Raw genomic sequence first — 14,659 nt, 5'->3', positions numbered from 1 at the left:
GGTCGTTTTGCACATTATCCTATTCTTCATCAAAATCAAATAAATCACTTGAAAGGTAACGCTCACCAGAGTCACAAGTCATGGCAATGACAACATCATCAGGTGTTAATTCCTTTGCAGCTTGTAACGCTGCGTAGACAGAAGCACCAGACGAAGGACCAACGAGAATCCCTTCCTCACTCGCAAGTTTACGCGTTGTTTCATATGCTTCGTCATCTTTAATCCGGATGATTTCATCATAGACTTCTTGGTTTAAAATATCTGGAATGAATCCCGGACTCGTACCGACAAGCTTGTGTTTTCCGGGCTTTCCACCAGATAGAACGGGAGAGCCTTCAGGTTCAACGACCTTGATGTGCAATTCAGGCATGTGCTTTTTCAAGGTTTCACCAGTACCTGTAATCGTTCCACCTGTTCCGGCTGGAGCAACGAAAGTTTTGAAATTCTTCCCGATGTGCTTTGCTGCATCTAACACTTCGATTGCAGTTGTTTGGCGATGTGCATCAGGGTTTGCTGGATTTTCGAACTGCATTGGCATGAAGCTATTCGGAATTTGCTCTGCTAATTCCTTCGCCTTTTCGATCGCGCCAGGCATTTTATCTTCTCCAGGTGTTAAAACAACTTTTGCACCATATGCCTTAAGGAGATTAATTCTTTCTTGTGTCATCGTATCTGGCATGACGATAATTGATTTGTAGCCTTTAGCGGCTGCGTTCATTGCTAAACCGATTCCCGTATTTCCTGAGGTAGGCTCTATGATCGTCGAGCCAGCTTTCAGAATGCCCTTTTCTTCAGCTTCCTTCAGCATGTTGAATGCTGCACGGTCCTTTATGCTTCCACTCGGGTTGAATGCTTCTAATTTTACATATACGTCTGCACCATTCGGATCTGGGAGACGGTTTAATTTTACAAAAGGTGTATCTCCAATTAATTCAGCTATACTATTGACTACACGCATTTCTAAACACGTCCTTTATATTCGGTACTTTGATAATAGTATATCAAATCCTAGTAATCAGCTCTAATTAAACGGTCTTTATATCGTTAGGGTTTGCATACAAGTCATTCTCTATTTCTGATAAACTGTTGTATATAGATTCGGAGGTCATAGAATGGATCGACATACTTTCTTAGCAATTCCAATACCTGAACATATACAAATGAAAATATATACATACGCGCAAAGTGTAAAAGAGATCCTTCCATTAAAAAAATGGACAAGCTTAGGTGATTATCATATTACATTACAATTTCTAGGTGCAACTTCTGAGCAAGCAGCTGACAAAGTTATTGATCACCTTAATGTGGAGTCGATGAACGCGTTTGAAATAGAGCTAGACTCTACTGGCGTGTTTGGAAATCCTGAGACACCACGCGTTTCATGGGTTGGGCTTAAGTCATCAACAGAGCTTCAATCACTCCACGAAAAAGTTAAGAATAGCTGCAGCCAAGCGGGTTTCGAAGTGGATTCAAGGCCGTTTTGTCCGCATATTACGCTAGGGAAGCGTTGGGGTGGAAAGACGCCAATCACACAATCCTTGCCTGAGCCAAATCACCTTCAAGGCCTCAAGTGGAGCGTAAATGAAGTAATTTTGTATGAAATATATCCGAAAAATGAACAAAAATACGTCCCTTATCATCGCTTCAAGCTCGGGAAGGATTTTTAGCTCATGTATAAAATTGTAATCGGATCTTTGCAAGTTTTTCTATTGTACGGTATTTATCTTGTAGGTGTATGGATTCAAGAGTCGTTCCACTTAACTATGCCTGGTAGTATGATTGGCATGCTACTCTTATTTATTCTATTGCTCACTAAAATGATGCCATTAGCATGGGTGCAAGAGGGTTGTCATTTCTTACTATCTCATTTACCTCTTTTCTTCATTCCCGTTACGGTAGGGGTGATGGAATTTGGTTTTGTTTTTAAAGGAAAGGGGCTACTCCTTATTCCTGTGGTGTTAGCGAGTACGATTCTTGTCATGGTCATATCCGCCAAAATACTAGAATGGTTGATGTCAAAAGAATTGAAGAAGGGTTCGCATGAATGAGGGCTTGATTGAACTATTTTTTGTTTTACTTACAATTGGGTTATATGTGCTAGGTATACAAATCTATAAATGGAAGAAGTATCCCTTCACGATTCCGATCATTACTGCAACGACTTTAATTATTGTTTTCCTTTTCTTGATGGACTTTTCTTATAGCTTCTATATGTCAGGTGCTGAATGGATAGACAAATTACTTGGACCTGCAGTCGTTGCACTGGCTTATCCGTTATACATCTATCGCGGGTTGATCGTACGTTATATGATGCCTCTACTCGTTGGGACTTTTACAGGCGTTTCTATTGGTGTGCTGTCTGGACTGATCTTAGCAAAGTGGGTTGGCGCGCCAGAAAATGTGATTTATTCACTGTTACCTAAATCAGTAACGACACCTGTCGCAATGGAAATCGCCAAAATGACCGGAGGAATGCCGTCAATTGCAGTTGTATTTGTAATGGTTGCAGGTATGGGTGGTGTCATCATGGCTCCTTATTTATTTAAATGGTTTAACATAGAAAGTGAGATGGGAAGAGGCTTGGGGTTAGGAGCAGCCTCACACGCAATTGGCACAGCTAAATCCCTTGAATATGGCCATCAAGCAGCCGCAATAGGATCTGTGGCAATGACGATTTCGGCTTTACTCGCTTCAATATTGATTCCGATAATTTCTTCATGGATGTGAGGTGTTCTGAGTGGCACAGCTTTTGAAAATAGAGGATTGTGTATCTCGTTATGAACAAGATGTTTTCAGATATACAGGTCAATACATACGTTTGAAAAAGGAACGTTGGAACAGGGTGAAAATCAATTGGGAAAGTGAAAAAAATTCTAATTTAACCGATGACATATTAGAAGAGACTAAACCACCGAAAAAGTGGTGGCAGCGAAAAGCTGAACCATCTGAAACTGAACCAACCGAACCCATCAACAAAACGTATACACCGATTACGCTTACTGCTCTGAAAAAGAACTTTAAAGAAGAATTGTATAACTTCCAATTAAAATGGGCGAGTGCGACTATCCGAGAACAATCACGTATCAGTAATCGTGTACGAAATCATTCATTCCTTAGATACATGTTGATGGATCTACCGGATAATTATTTAGTGCTCTATAAACCGATCGTTCGTTTGAAAAAAGCTGAAACCCAGTTGGATGTGATTATAATAGGTCCAGATTCAATCCAAGCCATCGTTCAAATGAATGCAAATGAACAAGAAACGATTCATCCTACGCAAGGTCGATTTTGGGAAATTGAACGTAAGGGAGAGAAGAATCGGATCATCAGTCCAGTGTCTGCTGTACAACGAATGAATTATTTTATCGAATCAATTATTGACCAAGCATCATCGGAAATGAAATTCACGTATACAATCTTAGCTGAGAATAGCTACATTAATCGCTCAAATATTCCACCTTATATCCAGGTGGTTGATAAGTCTGTTTATGAACAATGGTCAGATCAGTTAAAAAGGCAACCGAGCCCAATAAAGTATAAGCAACTTAAAGCAGCGAAGACGTTGTTAGATCATTGCGTAACGACCTCATATCTTCGACCAGAGTGGGAATCGGCTCAAGAACCATGGCAACAAATAGACGTCGATTAATCGACATTAGTGCTAAAGACCTTATTTCATTAGTAATTAAGACATATAAATATCGAAAATTTGACAAATTCTTACGAATGAATAGAGGATTTATAGGTATTTTGTAGAAAAACATAAAAGGTCATGAATACTTGTCGGTGCCAAAACTCCTATGTACCACTGACGTGCATTGGGATTCAAAACAAGTCCATCATATAGAAAGAGGCTTCTATGGAAAAGTTCTTAATTTTTATCATTAATCCAAAAGCAGGTAACGATAAAGGTGAACGTGTTTGGAAGAAAGTAAAAAAGGAATTGATGAAACGAGACATCATGTATCGAAGCTTTTTCACACAAAGACCTGGTCATGCGAAAGATCTTGCGCAACAAATGTGCCACATGCATCATGAGAATATGAAGGGGATCGTTTCAGTAGGTGGCGATGGTACGATTCATGAGGTAATTAATGGAATGGGTCAATATATGAACATTCCTGTAGGATTTATCTCAGCTGGTTCTGGTAATGACTTTGCGAGAGGATTCAATCTATCAAGATCGCCTCTCCATGCATTAAACTATATTTTGTCTTCTAAATTCGAAAGAAGCCGGTCGTATGATTTGGGCGAATTTCGTTTGAGTGCTCGTAAACATAAGCCCAATTACTTTTCAAGTTCAATTGGAATTGGATTTGACGGTGAAGTGGCTAAGCAGACGAACGAGTCAAAATATAAAGGACTATTGAATAAAGTAGGATTAGGCTCACTATCCTATATTTTCACTTTATTGAACCTTAGTTTCAAATACAAACCATTTACGCTTCAAATAAGAGTAGACAACAAACGTTATGTGTTTGACGATGTTTGGCTCATTGCCACTACGAACATAAAATACTACGGTGGCGGTATGAAAATATGTCCTGAAGCCCGCCCAAATGATGGACAATTCGATATTTGTGTCGTACATAACTTATCTAGAAAAAAACTATTTTTCCTGTTTGGAACGGTATTTTTAGGACTACATACAAAGATGAAAGAAGTCACATTGTTAAAAGGGAGAGACATCGAAGTCATTCCTGACAAACCTGTTACGATGCATGCTGATGGAGAGGTAATCGGCACAAGTCCGATTTCGATCAAAGTTTTACCAAAGCAAATAAAGGTTATCTAAACGTTAAGAGGCCTTGTTTCTCAAATGCGACTTTTGGAACTCACAATTGTGTGTTAAAATATTATATCTGTACAGAACTATAGAATTGTACGTTCAAATTAACGGATTTAGCCGATAATAAAGATAGAATGATGAAATCGAAGGTGAAAGCATTGAAACACATATTAGGAAGCGGCTGGCAGGTGAAGCCTGCGGGTGGTGCAACCGGGGAAGCCTACATCGCACAATATGGGGAAGAGAAAATCTTCTTAAAAAGGAATTCGTCACCATTCCTTGCTGTATTATCGGCAGAAGGAATCGTTCCAAAGCTTTTATGGACGAAACGATTAGAGAATGGGGATGTCATAACTGCTCAGCATTGGTTGAACGGCAGAGAATTAAAAGCTGCAGAGATGGATCAACAAATTGTTGCGCAACTGCTTTCCAAAATTCATCGTTCACAAGAACTACTATCGATGTTAAGAAGGATTGGCATTCAACCGTTGACACCCGATGCAGTGTTGAACGAACTTGTGAACCGATCTTTCCAAAATACAAAATATCAAAATGAAATTAAGCCATATCTCGATTATTTATCTTCACATATTGATGCTGTACGTACAGATCAATTCGTCGTATGTCATGCAGATGTGAATCATAATAATTGGTTAATTACTGAAGATCAACGTCTTTATTTAATTGATTGGGATGGAGCTGTTATTGCAGATCCGGCACTTGATCTTGCAATGTTGCTTTACTGGTACGTTCCTGACGATGAATGGGACAGCTGGTTACGCTCATACGGTGTTCCTTTGACGACATCACTAAAAACAAGAATGTATTGGTATATCGTTGCTCAAACAATCGAATCGATCTATTGGCACTGCGAAAGAAATCAGCCGGAACAAGCTAATTACTGGATGAATTATTTGAGCCAATTAAACAAACAAATTTTACATTAGGAAAATGATGAAGCCATAAACAAGGTTTCATCATTTTTTTATATTTCATTTATTTAGCTTCATATTGTGACTTAATATAGTGAAAACTAATAGCGTAAATGAAAAGCGTTTCGTGAAGAAATTAGTTGTGTTCGAGCACATTCATCCATTGGTTCAGCTCGTTTTGGTATCCCATTACATGTTGGTCTACAGAGGGAGCACTATTGCCACCTTGGCTGTAAGTCTGAATCGATGTCAGCGTTTCCCGGAGTTCGAGTGGGGTTTGTGGATTTTGAAGTAATGAATTGGTTAATCGTTGAATTTGAGCACATTCTGAATTAGAGCCACATTGATCTAATTGGTGGCTCCGCAAAATATCCATCAATAAAGAAAGTTGATCTGTCACTTGTAGTGGCATTGAAATACACCCTTTCTCGTGTTCATTTGTCTTTAGGATGTGTCAATGCCTACAGTTTAAACACTATTTTTTTGCGCCCCAAACGAATAAACCAATGATTGCAATCAATAGAACAAGTGGCGGAGCCCACATGATAAAAAAGTTTTCCAATTTCATCTCACCTTTTCATTAGGTTTGTTAAAGCGAAAATGTGTTTTCATACCCATTGTACCCGTTAGAAAGGTGTTTATCACATATTCCACTGCTTATTAAGGTTGATATCAAATGGAATACCGGACACTCCTGCTTGAATAGCGAGACCCCGCAGTAACCATTTACTAGTGAAACCTGCGATAAGCAATTGGCTCGTGTTTGGCCAACAGTAAGAAAGGGAATCTCAAGGATATCAACATACATTTATAAAAATAAAAGGGCTGTAAGAAAATCAGTCTTAACTGACTTTCTAAACAGCCCTCTCCATTTCAATCACTTAGTACTGTGATGCATATTTAATTTTCATTTTCTTAGCTCGTGTAGATTGTTTGTGTACAAGTCGCTCAAATGGATATATTGCTAATGCATAGCCTGCAAAGATTCCGCTGAATACTGTTACTGCTGTAACTTCCGCTGTTTTCGTAATCGCTTTTTTCATCATAAGTTTGTTAAAGTCACCCCTAATGTGTTTTTGTCAAACAATATTATAAAGCATACACTTGAAAGCGTTTTCTCTCCTAATGACGTTATCCACCATTATCCATGATTAGCCATTCTATGCTGATGTCACTACCATTCAGGTCTCTAATATAGAAAAATGCGCCAATATCCGTCTATATACTCGATGATATGGAATAATTGCTATATAAATTCTATTATTGTTCATCTTTACGCCTGTTTCATGGTAAAATATCCGAGGAAATTGTAAAAAGAAAGGATTAATCATATGCGTCTTAGAAACAAACCTTGGGCTCAAGATAAAATTGAAGAACATCCTGGGATTGTAGTTATCAATCCAGAAGAGTGGAAAGGAAAATGGGCAGAACAGTTTAACAATAATAATCCCATCCATATAGAAGTTGGCACAGGCAAAGGACAATTTATTACTGAAATGTCTAAATTACACCCGAACGTCAATTACATTGGAATTGAACGTCAGAAAAGTATCGTCGTCTCGGCTATTGATAAAATCAAAGAGTCCGGACAGAAAAATGTTCGTATGATCAACGTTAATGCAGTGGAATTAAATCAATATTTTGCTGAAAACGAAGTCCACCGTGTCTATTTGAATTTTTCGGATCCTTGGCCAAAAAACCGACATGAGAAAAGACGGTTAAGTCATGATTCATTTTTGGAATCCTACGAAAATGTGCTCATACCAAATGGTGAAATCCATATGAAAACAGACAATCAAGGTCTATTCGAATATTCACTTCATAGCTTTTCAAAATACGGTATGGTTTTGAATAATGTAAGTCTGGATCTTCATAAAAGTGGGATCGAAGGAAACATCATGACTGAATATGAAGAAAAGTTCTCAGAAAAAGGGAATAGAATCTATCGCTGTGAGGCTGTATACCGAAACGGGTAAATGATTTGGACAATTTCAATATGATACAATAAACGCTAGTTATGGAAAAGGAGTGAATGGTCATGGAAACGCTACAATTCGGGGAAATTAAACTGCACTGGTTGAACGGTGGGGTCACGCATATGGACGGAGGAGCGATGTTCGGTGTAGTACCTAAGCCCTTATGGAGTAAGAAGTATCCTGTAAATGAAAAGAACCAAATCGAGTTAAGAACAGATCCGATTTTTTTTCAATATGAGGGTAAAAATATTCTCATTGAATCCGGTATGGGCAATGGTAAATTGTCGGACAAGCAATTGCGAAATTATGGTGTAAATGAAGAATCTAATATCGAACAAGAACTCGCGAAATTAAATCTTACGCCAGATGATATCGATGTGGTATTGATGACACATCTTCACTTCGACCATGCTTGTGGTTTAACGCGACCTAATGGTGATGCGTATGATTCAGTATTCAAAAATGCAAAGATCTATACGTCTATTACTGAGTGGAACGAAATGAGAAATCCTAACGTTCGGTCAAAAAATACATATTGGGAAATGAACTGGAAGGGTATCGAGTCACAAATCCAAACGTTTCAAGATCGGATTGAGGTGCTGCCTGGACTACATATGATTCACACAGGTGGTCACAGTGATGGACATTCCATTATTGTTTTCGAGCAAGGCGATGAGAGACTTGTCCATATGGCAGATCTAATGCCGACTCATGCGCACAAAAATCCACTTTGGGTGCTTGCGTACGATGACTATCCGATGACATCTATTGGTCAAAAGCAAGAATGGATACCAAAAGGAATGACTGAGGGAGCATGGTTCACGTTTTATCATGATGCCATTTATCGTGCGATACAGTTTAATGCTGACGGTGAAATCGTGGATGTAGTTAAAAGAAACATTTGATCAAAAAATTGTCACATTTAGTCGGTTTGTAAGAAAATGGATGTTGAAAAACATCACATTTTTTACAGAAACCTGTTACAATTAACATAGATTTTTAAAGCAATAATAGTGTAATATATTAATTGGCTTATATTGTTAGGAGGGAATGTTGATATGTTGAAGCAAATTACAGCCTCATTGATGGCTTTAACGCTACTACTATCAGGTGGAGCAGGTGCGCTTGCAGCTACAGATGTTGAAGAACCAAAAGGCATGGAAAAAGCTGTTGAGAAGCATTTGGAAAAGGAATTTTATGATTTTCATAAGACAAAAAATGCGGTAGACCTTTCAGAGACAATTAAAGTGGAAGCTACTCCTCAAGCGGAAGATGGAAAAGAAGCGTCTGGACCGATTACTGTTTATGCTTCATTAGCGAAGTTTCAAACTGTACGTGACGACATTTATACTTTTTCTCATAGAGAAGTAGTTTACTATGATGCAACAAATAAGAAGGTTCTTACTGGAACTGAAGTTGGTAAGCTTGAGAATGACAAGCTGATTGAATACAAAGATAGCTTTGCTCATCTTGGTAAGAAGATGAACCTTGGTTGGATCTTGTCTCTACATGGCTTGATCTTATTGATCCCAGCTTACTTCATGTTTGTATGGGGCAATCAAGTTTATTCTTCGACAAGCTTCCAAATTCGTAACAACATTTACAACCAAAAGCACACATTTAACTAATAGTATGCCTTAAAGAAAAGGGGCTGACTCAAGATTTGAGTTCGGCCCCTTTAACATGTGCTTGAAAATTATACGTTTGTACTTGATAATTCAATAACAGATCCAGTGTCAGCATCTACAGTGAAAAGAAAGTGCTCATCACCCGAAGGCGTCTCACGTGTAAATCCGCCTTTATAGACATTATAGTGTAAGTCATTTACATTTACGCTTTCTTTATTTGTGTAGATCCAAGATCCACTGACTTTTGCTTGCACCTTCTGTTTAATATTGCTGAGTGCTGCTTCAGGTGTAATAGGTCTCGTTTGTATTTGCTTTGAAACGAATGCCCCTGCAAGAAAGCCTAAACCTACACCTACAATGGTAGAAGTTTTCAAAATGGCATGCCCCTTTCCAACCGAATTGTTTTCCTTTATTCTATAGTATAACAGAATGGGTTTTGTCATTAATATATTGAATTATGGAGGGTTCGTAATTCCCACCCCTCATTAAACAAAACTAGGGAGCGTGAACAATTCAGATTTTACTTTCACACTCCACTTTTTTTGGTGGAGTTTTTTGTTTTTTCGAGAATAAATTAAATTTCTTTGAAATTCTCTCGGCGATCTGCCAGCCTCACTTGCACAGGATGTGGTGGCTTCGACGTCGTCGTTGTGGGGTCTCACCTAGCCCGCTTTTACCGGCTGGAGTGTCGTGAATTTCATTAAGAAATTTACAAGACTTTTGCAAGTGTTTGCGAGCAAGAATGTTTATCAAAAATACAAGGTTAGTTTACGGTTTAATATTTAACGAAGAGGAGGGTACGTAGGATGGATTTTCAAATTCCTAAAAAGGTAGAAAAGATTGACGAAGATATCCAACGTCACGAATTGAAGTATCATAATAAGCGTGTTGCTGTTACGAAGGAATTCACGTTTGATGCGGCCCATCATTTACATTGTTATGAAGGAAAGTGTAAAAGTTTACATGGACATACTTATAAATTAGTTATTACAGTTAGTGGTTTCGTCAATGAGATTGGTATAACAGTGGATTTTGGTGATATTAAAGCCCTTTTTAAAGAGGAAATTGATTCAAAACTTGATCATCGGTATTTAAATGACGCTCTGCCGAAAATGAATACGACTGCAGAAAATATGATCGTTTGGATCTGGGAACAGTTAGAACGACGCCTCAAGGTAGATGAATATAAGAAGCTAGGAACGCGTTTAGAAGAATTAAAGCTTTATGAAACGCCAACAAGCTACGCAACTTTAAAACGAGAGTGGATGGACAATGAGTAAACAAATGATTTTACCTGACCAAACGGAATATATGAAATGGGAGCTTCCTATGGTCGAGATTTTTGAAACAGTTGAAGGCGAAGGTAGCATGGCAGGCTTTCCTACAGTTTTCGTACGTGTGTTTCATTGTAATTTACGATGTACATGGTGTGATACGGATTATAGCTATGCGCCAGCTAAGGAAGAATATAAAGCGACGATTGAAGAGATTGTGGAGAAGGTTCAAAGCTTTCCAAGTCGTCGGATCTGCTTTACAGGTGGAGAGCCTTTGATTCATGGAACGAAATCTGCTGCATTACTAAAGGCAATGTGTGACTTAGATCATATTACAGATGTGCATATTGAAACGAATGGGGCAATCGATCTTATTCCATTTGAAGCGTTACGAAATGAAGATGAAGCTATAAAAAATAAAGCAAGATTCATTATGGACTACAAATTACCAGATTCAGGTGAGATGGATAGGATGATCCATGAGAATTTTGAAATTTTACGATCACAGGATGAGATTAAATTTGTGATCGGAAGCGATGAAGACTTTAACATCGCAACCTCAGTTGTAAAAGAACACCACAAGGAAGGTCAAGTGTTGTTTAGTCCAGTATGGGAAACGATGCCTCCGAAAAAGCTCGTATCAAAAATGCTAGCTGAGCCACTACCAGAGGTCAAACTAAGCCTACAAATGCACAAAGTGATCTGGGATCCAAATCAGAGAGGGGTATAAGTTATGAAGAAAGCTGTTGTCGTTCTAAGCGGCGGACTAGATAGTACTACATGTATGGGAATCGCAAAAGAAAAGGGCTATTCACTTTATCCGATTACGTTTCATTATGGACAACGCCACAATCGTGAAGTTGAACAAGCTGAAAAGGTTGCCAAATATTTCGATGCTCCAGAACATCGTGTTGTAGATGTTAGCTTCCTGCAACAGATCGGTGGAAGCGCATTGACTGATGAGTCTATAGACGTTAGACAAGGCGGAGTAGATGAAGATATTCCTGCAACATACGTACCAGCCCGAAATATGATATTCCTATCACTTGCAAGTGCTTATGCAGAGGTGATTGGAGCAGAAGCGATATATATCGGCGTATCAGCCGTTGACTATAGCGGTTACCCTGATTGTAGACCTGAATTTATTGAAAGCATGAACGAAACGGTTAACCTTGCGACAAAAGCTGGAGCTACAGGTGGGAAATTTGAGATTGAGGCACCGCTTATTCAAATGACGAAGAAGGAAACGATTGAAGAGGGATTACGTTTGGACGTACCGTATGACCTAACGACATCTTGTTACCTAGGAGAACAAGTCGCTTGTGGCGAGTGTGATAGCTGCCTTTTACGCTTGAAAGGCTTTGAAGAAGCTGGAGCTGAAGACCCGATTCCTTATGCCACAAGAGGCTGATTCTAGCGACCCTAATGAAGTTACGTTACAATAGTGGTAGGAAAACTATTGTAATGAGAAGGGTGAAATGATGAACAAAGATACGTTACAGCTTTTTAAGACGTTAACAGAATTACAAGGTGCACCGGGATTTGAGCATGATATCCGAAAATTTGTTCGAAGTGAACTAGAACCTTTTTCAGATGAATTGATTCAAGATCGACTAGGCAGTATTTTCGGAGTGAAGAAGGGGAAAGAAAACGACCCTAAAATCATGGTAGCTGGCCATATGGACGAAGTCGGGTTTATGGTTTCGCAAATTACGAGAAACGGTATGTTGAAATTCGAAACCCTTGGTGGTTGGTGGAGTCAAGTATTACTTGCACAACGTGTTCAAGTGATGACAGATCAAGGACCAGTTATTGGAGTAATTGGATCAACGCCTCCCCACTTATTAGAAGAGGCACAGCGATCTAAACCGATGCCGATGAAGCATATGTACATTGATATTGGTGCGGATGATCGTGAGGATGCGAAAGCGATTGGCATTCGTCCTGGCCAACAAGTCGTTCCAATCTGCCCATTCACTCCAATGGCGAATGAGAAGAAGATACTAGCGAAGGCATGGGACAATCGATATGGGGTAGGACTAGCTATTGAATTAATGAAAGAACTTAAGGGTACTGAGCTTCCGAATAACCTGTACTCAGGTGCGACAGTACAAGAAGAAGCAGGCCTTAGAGGAGCAAAAACAGCCGCAAACATGATCCAACCAGATCTTTTCTATGCATTAGATGCTAGCCCTGCAAATGATTCGAACGGGGACAAAGAAGCTTTCGGTCAACTAGGACAAGGTGCCCTACTACGAATTCTTGATCGGACCATGATTACGCATAAAGGAATGCGCGAGTTTATTCTTGATACGGCTGAATCAAATGATATCCCTTACCAATACTTCATCTCTAAAGGTGGGACAGATGCAGGGAGCGTCCACGTAACAGGTGAAGGTGTACCGTCTGCAGTTGTAGGGATTTGCTCACGATATATCCATACATCTGCATCAATGATTCATATAGACGATTACGCAGCTGCTAAAGAATTATTACTTAAACTAGTTAAGCAATCTGATCGATCGACAGTCGACCAAATCATTTACGAATAAAACGAAAAGTGTCAGACACCAATTAAATTGTAGACCATCCCGGTCTCTTTTTGGTGTCTGACACTTTCAATTGGAGGAATTGTATGAAAGTAGCAGTCGGGTCACGAAATCCTGCGAAAATACGGTCTGTAGAGACTATAGTCGATTCAATAGGCTGGGAAGTGGAAGGCGTTGACGTCCCATCCCATGTATCTCCTCAACCATTCTCAGATGACGAGACGAGAAAGGGTGCATATAATCGAGCAAAGGGTTGTATTGCATTAGGTTATGACATCGGTATTGGGCTTGAGGGTGGCGTTGAAGAAACGGAAGAGGGCCTCTTTCTGTCTAATTGGGGTTCGCTTGTAACGAAAGAGGGGCAAACCTATTATGCAAGCGGTGCGAAAATTTTATTACCCGATGAAGTTAGTCGATCTGTTCGTGCAGGGACTGAATTAGGAGATGTGATGGCCTCATTTACAGACCAACAAGACATTTCTAAGAAAGAAGGAGCAGTTGGTGTGTTTTCTGCCGGCTACGTTACACGAAGCGATATGTTTGCACATGTGGTTAAACTCCTAGTCGGACAGTATCACTACGACAAATAAAAGAGTAGAAAAAGGAGTGACTCGATCAATGTATCGTACAAAGTGATCGGTCACTCCTAATTAGGATTAATTATTATTTGCCGAGCAGTCCATCGAAAAGACCACCGCCACCTCCATTGTTTGAGTCATCTCCAGATTCAGAATCACCTGTCGAATCCCCTGAAGTGTCGCCTCCGGTCGAGCCGCTACTTTCTTCACTCGTATTATTCTCTTCAGTAGTTGTTTCATCATTCGTAGTTTCTGAACCAGTTGTTCCGCCTGTATTGTTTTGCTCATCAGTTGGGTTGGTATCTGTGGATCCTTCTTCACCTGTAGTCGTACCAGTAGGATTGGTGTCATTGTTGGTAGTCTCTGTTGCGTTATCTTCAGAAGTTGATCCAGGTGATTCTGAATTAGTTCCAGAATCGGTTTGCGTGCTCGTTTCATCTGTATGAGCAGAAGGATCAGTATTTGGTGTTACTTGACTAACCCCGCTTGAATGTAACGTAGCCTTGTTAGCATTGAACCGATCATAAGCCTCTTTACTAATATCCATTCGAAATGCGTGCAATTTTGATTCCCATGATTGCTCAAACTTATTCACACGATAGCTGACTAGTTTGCTCGCTAAATTTTGCAAATTGGATTTTAAATCCTCAAATGAGGCATTGCCCCCATTTTGGTGAGAATAATAGGCGTTCAAAACGTTTTTCATATCCGTAAAGGATTGTTTAGAATACTTTTGACCCTCTGTTTCATGACGTGTTCTATTCGAGTCTTCATACCCATAACCGTTTGACTGGGTATTTTTTGACTCAGCACGATCATTTTGATAGTTGTACGTATTATTATTGGATTGATAATAGGTACTAGACGATTGGTTGACTTGCATAGTTTCACCCCCTTCTTTCATAATTTATATCGGCCTGAACGGGTGAC

20 protein-coding genes are annotated in these 14,659 nt (G+C 39.4%); 14 read left to right on the top strand and 6 right to left on the bottom strand.

Going from position 1 to position 14,659, the window contains the following annotated elements:
* Window positions 1–19 precede the first annotated feature (19 nt).
* Window positions 20–958, bottom strand: a complete 939-nt coding sequence (gene cysK / locus L2716_RS11410; protein ID WP_236334700.1) for a cysteine synthase A — start codon at window positions 956–958, stop codon at window positions 20–22.
* A 154-nt stretch (window positions 959–1,112) separates the two neighbouring features.
* Between cysK and thpR the strand changes: the two genes are divergently transcribed.
* From thpR to L2716_RS11380, 6 genes are all read left to right on the top strand, one after another.
* Window positions 1,113–1,667: an RNA 2',3'-cyclic phosphodiesterase gene (thpR, locus tag L2716_RS11405; protein ID WP_236334698.1), complete on the top strand. Its 555-nt coding sequence runs from the start codon at window positions 1,113–1,115 to the stop codon at window positions 1,665–1,667.
* 3 nt (window positions 1,668–1,670) lie between these two features.
* Window positions 1,671–2,048, top strand: coding sequence for a CidA/LrgA family protein (locus tag L2716_RS11400; protein ID WP_236334695.1), 378 nt, complete (start codon window positions 1,671–1,673; stop codon window positions 2,046–2,048).
* 4 nt (window positions 2,049–2,052) lie between these two features.
* Window positions 2,053–2,727 (top strand): LrgB family protein, encoded by a 675-nt coding sequence (locus L2716_RS11395; protein ID WP_236334691.1) that lies wholly within the window; start codon window positions 2,053–2,055, stop codon window positions 2,725–2,727.
* A gap of 10 nt (window positions 2,728–2,737) precedes the next feature.
* Window positions 2,738–3,652: a hypothetical protein gene (locus tag L2716_RS11390; protein ID WP_236334686.1), complete on the top strand. Its 915-nt coding sequence runs from the start codon at window positions 2,738–2,740 to the stop codon at window positions 3,650–3,652.
* Window positions 3,653–3,862: 210 nt separating this feature from the next.
* Window positions 3,863–4,798: a diacylglycerol/lipid kinase family protein gene (locus tag L2716_RS11385; RefSeq protein ID WP_236334682.1), complete on the top strand. Its 936-nt coding sequence runs from the start codon at window positions 3,863–3,865 to the stop codon at window positions 4,796–4,798.
* Between the two features lie 152 nt (window positions 4,799–4,950).
* A complete protein-coding gene (locus L2716_RS11380) occupies window positions 4,951–5,739 on the top strand; it encodes a phosphotransferase family protein (protein ID WP_236334678.1) in 789 nt (262 codons plus the stop codon).
* A 121-nt stretch (window positions 5,740–5,860) separates the two neighbouring features.
* Here L2716_RS11380 and L2716_RS11375 read toward each other — a convergent pair whose 3' ends face one another.
* From L2716_RS11375 to L2716_RS11370, 3 genes are all read right to left on the bottom strand, one after another.
* Window positions 5,861–6,136, bottom strand: a complete 276-nt coding sequence (locus L2716_RS11375) for a YtzH-like family protein (protein WP_236334675.1) — start codon at window positions 6,134–6,136, stop codon at window positions 5,861–5,863.
* A 63-nt stretch (window positions 6,137–6,199) separates the two neighbouring features.
* A complete protein-coding gene (cydS, locus tag L2716_RS18440; protein ID WP_408005304.1) occupies window positions 6,200–6,292 on the bottom strand; it encodes a cytochrome bd oxidase small subunit CydS family protein in 93 nt (30 codons plus the stop codon).
* Window positions 6,293–6,605: 313 nt separating this feature from the next.
* On the bottom strand, window positions 6,606–6,770 hold the full coding sequence (locus tag L2716_RS11370) for a hypothetical protein (RefSeq protein WP_236334673.1): 165 nt from the start codon (window positions 6,768–6,770) through the stop codon (window positions 6,606–6,608).
* 285 nt (window positions 6,771–7,055) lie between these two features.
* Between L2716_RS11370 and trmB the strand changes: the two genes are divergently transcribed.
* The 3 genes from trmB (at window position 7,056) to L2716_RS11355 (ending at window position 9,328) form a co-directional block, all read left to right on the top strand.
* Complete coding sequence (gene trmB, locus L2716_RS11365) at window positions 7,056–7,700, top strand: tRNA (guanosine(46)-N7)-methyltransferase TrmB (RefSeq protein WP_236334671.1); 645 nt, start codon at window positions 7,056–7,058, stop codon at window positions 7,698–7,700.
* Between the two features lie 62 nt (window positions 7,701–7,762).
* On the top strand, window positions 7,763–8,605 hold the full coding sequence (locus tag L2716_RS11360) for a YtnP family quorum-quenching lactonase (protein ID WP_236334669.1): 843 nt from the start codon (window positions 7,763–7,765) through the stop codon (window positions 8,603–8,605).
* 153 nt (window positions 8,606–8,758) lie between these two features.
* Complete coding sequence (locus L2716_RS11355; RefSeq protein WP_236334667.1) at window positions 8,759–9,328, top strand: hypothetical protein; 570 nt, start codon at window positions 8,759–8,761, stop codon at window positions 9,326–9,328.
* Window positions 9,329–9,396: 68 nt separating this feature from the next.
* Here L2716_RS11355 and L2716_RS11350 read toward each other — a convergent pair whose 3' ends face one another.
* The gene (locus tag L2716_RS11350; protein ID WP_236334665.1) at window positions 9,397–9,771 is read right to left on the bottom strand and encodes a PepSY domain-containing protein; all 375 of its coding nucleotides are present in this window, start codon (window positions 9,769–9,771) and stop codon (window positions 9,397–9,399) included.
* Between the two features lie 363 nt (window positions 9,772–10,134).
* Between L2716_RS11350 and queD the strand changes: the two genes are divergently transcribed.
* The 5 genes from queD to L2716_RS11325 all read left to right on the top strand — a co-directional run bounded on the left by queD (window position 10,135) and on the right by L2716_RS11325 (window position 13,741).
* A complete protein-coding gene (gene queD, locus L2716_RS11345) occupies window positions 10,135–10,608 on the top strand; it encodes a 6-carboxytetrahydropterin synthase QueD (protein WP_236334663.1) in 474 nt (157 codons plus the stop codon).
* Window positions 10,601–11,332 (top strand): 7-carboxy-7-deazaguanine synthase QueE, encoded by a 732-nt coding sequence (locus L2716_RS11340; protein WP_236334661.1) that lies wholly within the window; start codon window positions 10,601–10,603, stop codon window positions 11,330–11,332. Before queD ends, L2716_RS11340 begins: the two co-directional genes overlap by 8 nt.
* A gap of 3 nt (window positions 11,333–11,335) precedes the next feature.
* A complete protein-coding gene (queC, locus tag L2716_RS11335) occupies window positions 11,336–12,013 on the top strand; it encodes a 7-cyano-7-deazaguanine synthase QueC (protein WP_236334657.1) in 678 nt (225 codons plus the stop codon).
* Between the two features lie 70 nt (window positions 12,014–12,083).
* On the top strand, window positions 12,084–13,154 hold the full coding sequence (locus L2716_RS11330) for a M42 family metallopeptidase (RefSeq protein WP_236334654.1): 1,071 nt from the start codon (window positions 12,084–12,086) through the stop codon (window positions 13,152–13,154).
* 83 nt (window positions 13,155–13,237) lie between these two features.
* The gene (locus L2716_RS11325) at window positions 13,238–13,741 is read left to right on the top strand and encodes a DUF84 family protein (RefSeq protein ID WP_236334653.1); all 504 of its coding nucleotides are present in this window, start codon (window positions 13,238–13,240) and stop codon (window positions 13,739–13,741) included.
* 73 nt (window positions 13,742–13,814) lie between these two features.
* On the opposite strand, the gene L2716_RS11320 is transcribed toward L2716_RS11325, so the two are convergent.
* Window positions 13,815–14,612, bottom strand: coding sequence for a hypothetical protein (locus L2716_RS11320; RefSeq protein WP_236334651.1), 798 nt, complete (start codon window positions 14,610–14,612; stop codon window positions 13,815–13,817).
* Between the last annotated feature and the right edge of the window lie 47 nt (window positions 14,613–14,659).

The sequence above is a fragment of the Pseudalkalibacillus berkeleyi genome, from assembly GCF_021608225.1.
GTDB classification, from domain to species: Bacteria; Bacillota; Bacilli; order Bacillales; family Fictibacillaceae; genus Pseudalkalibacillus; species Pseudalkalibacillus berkeleyi.
Note: the sequence above shows the minus strand (reverse complement) of the source record. Positions and strands in the feature narration are given on the sequence as shown.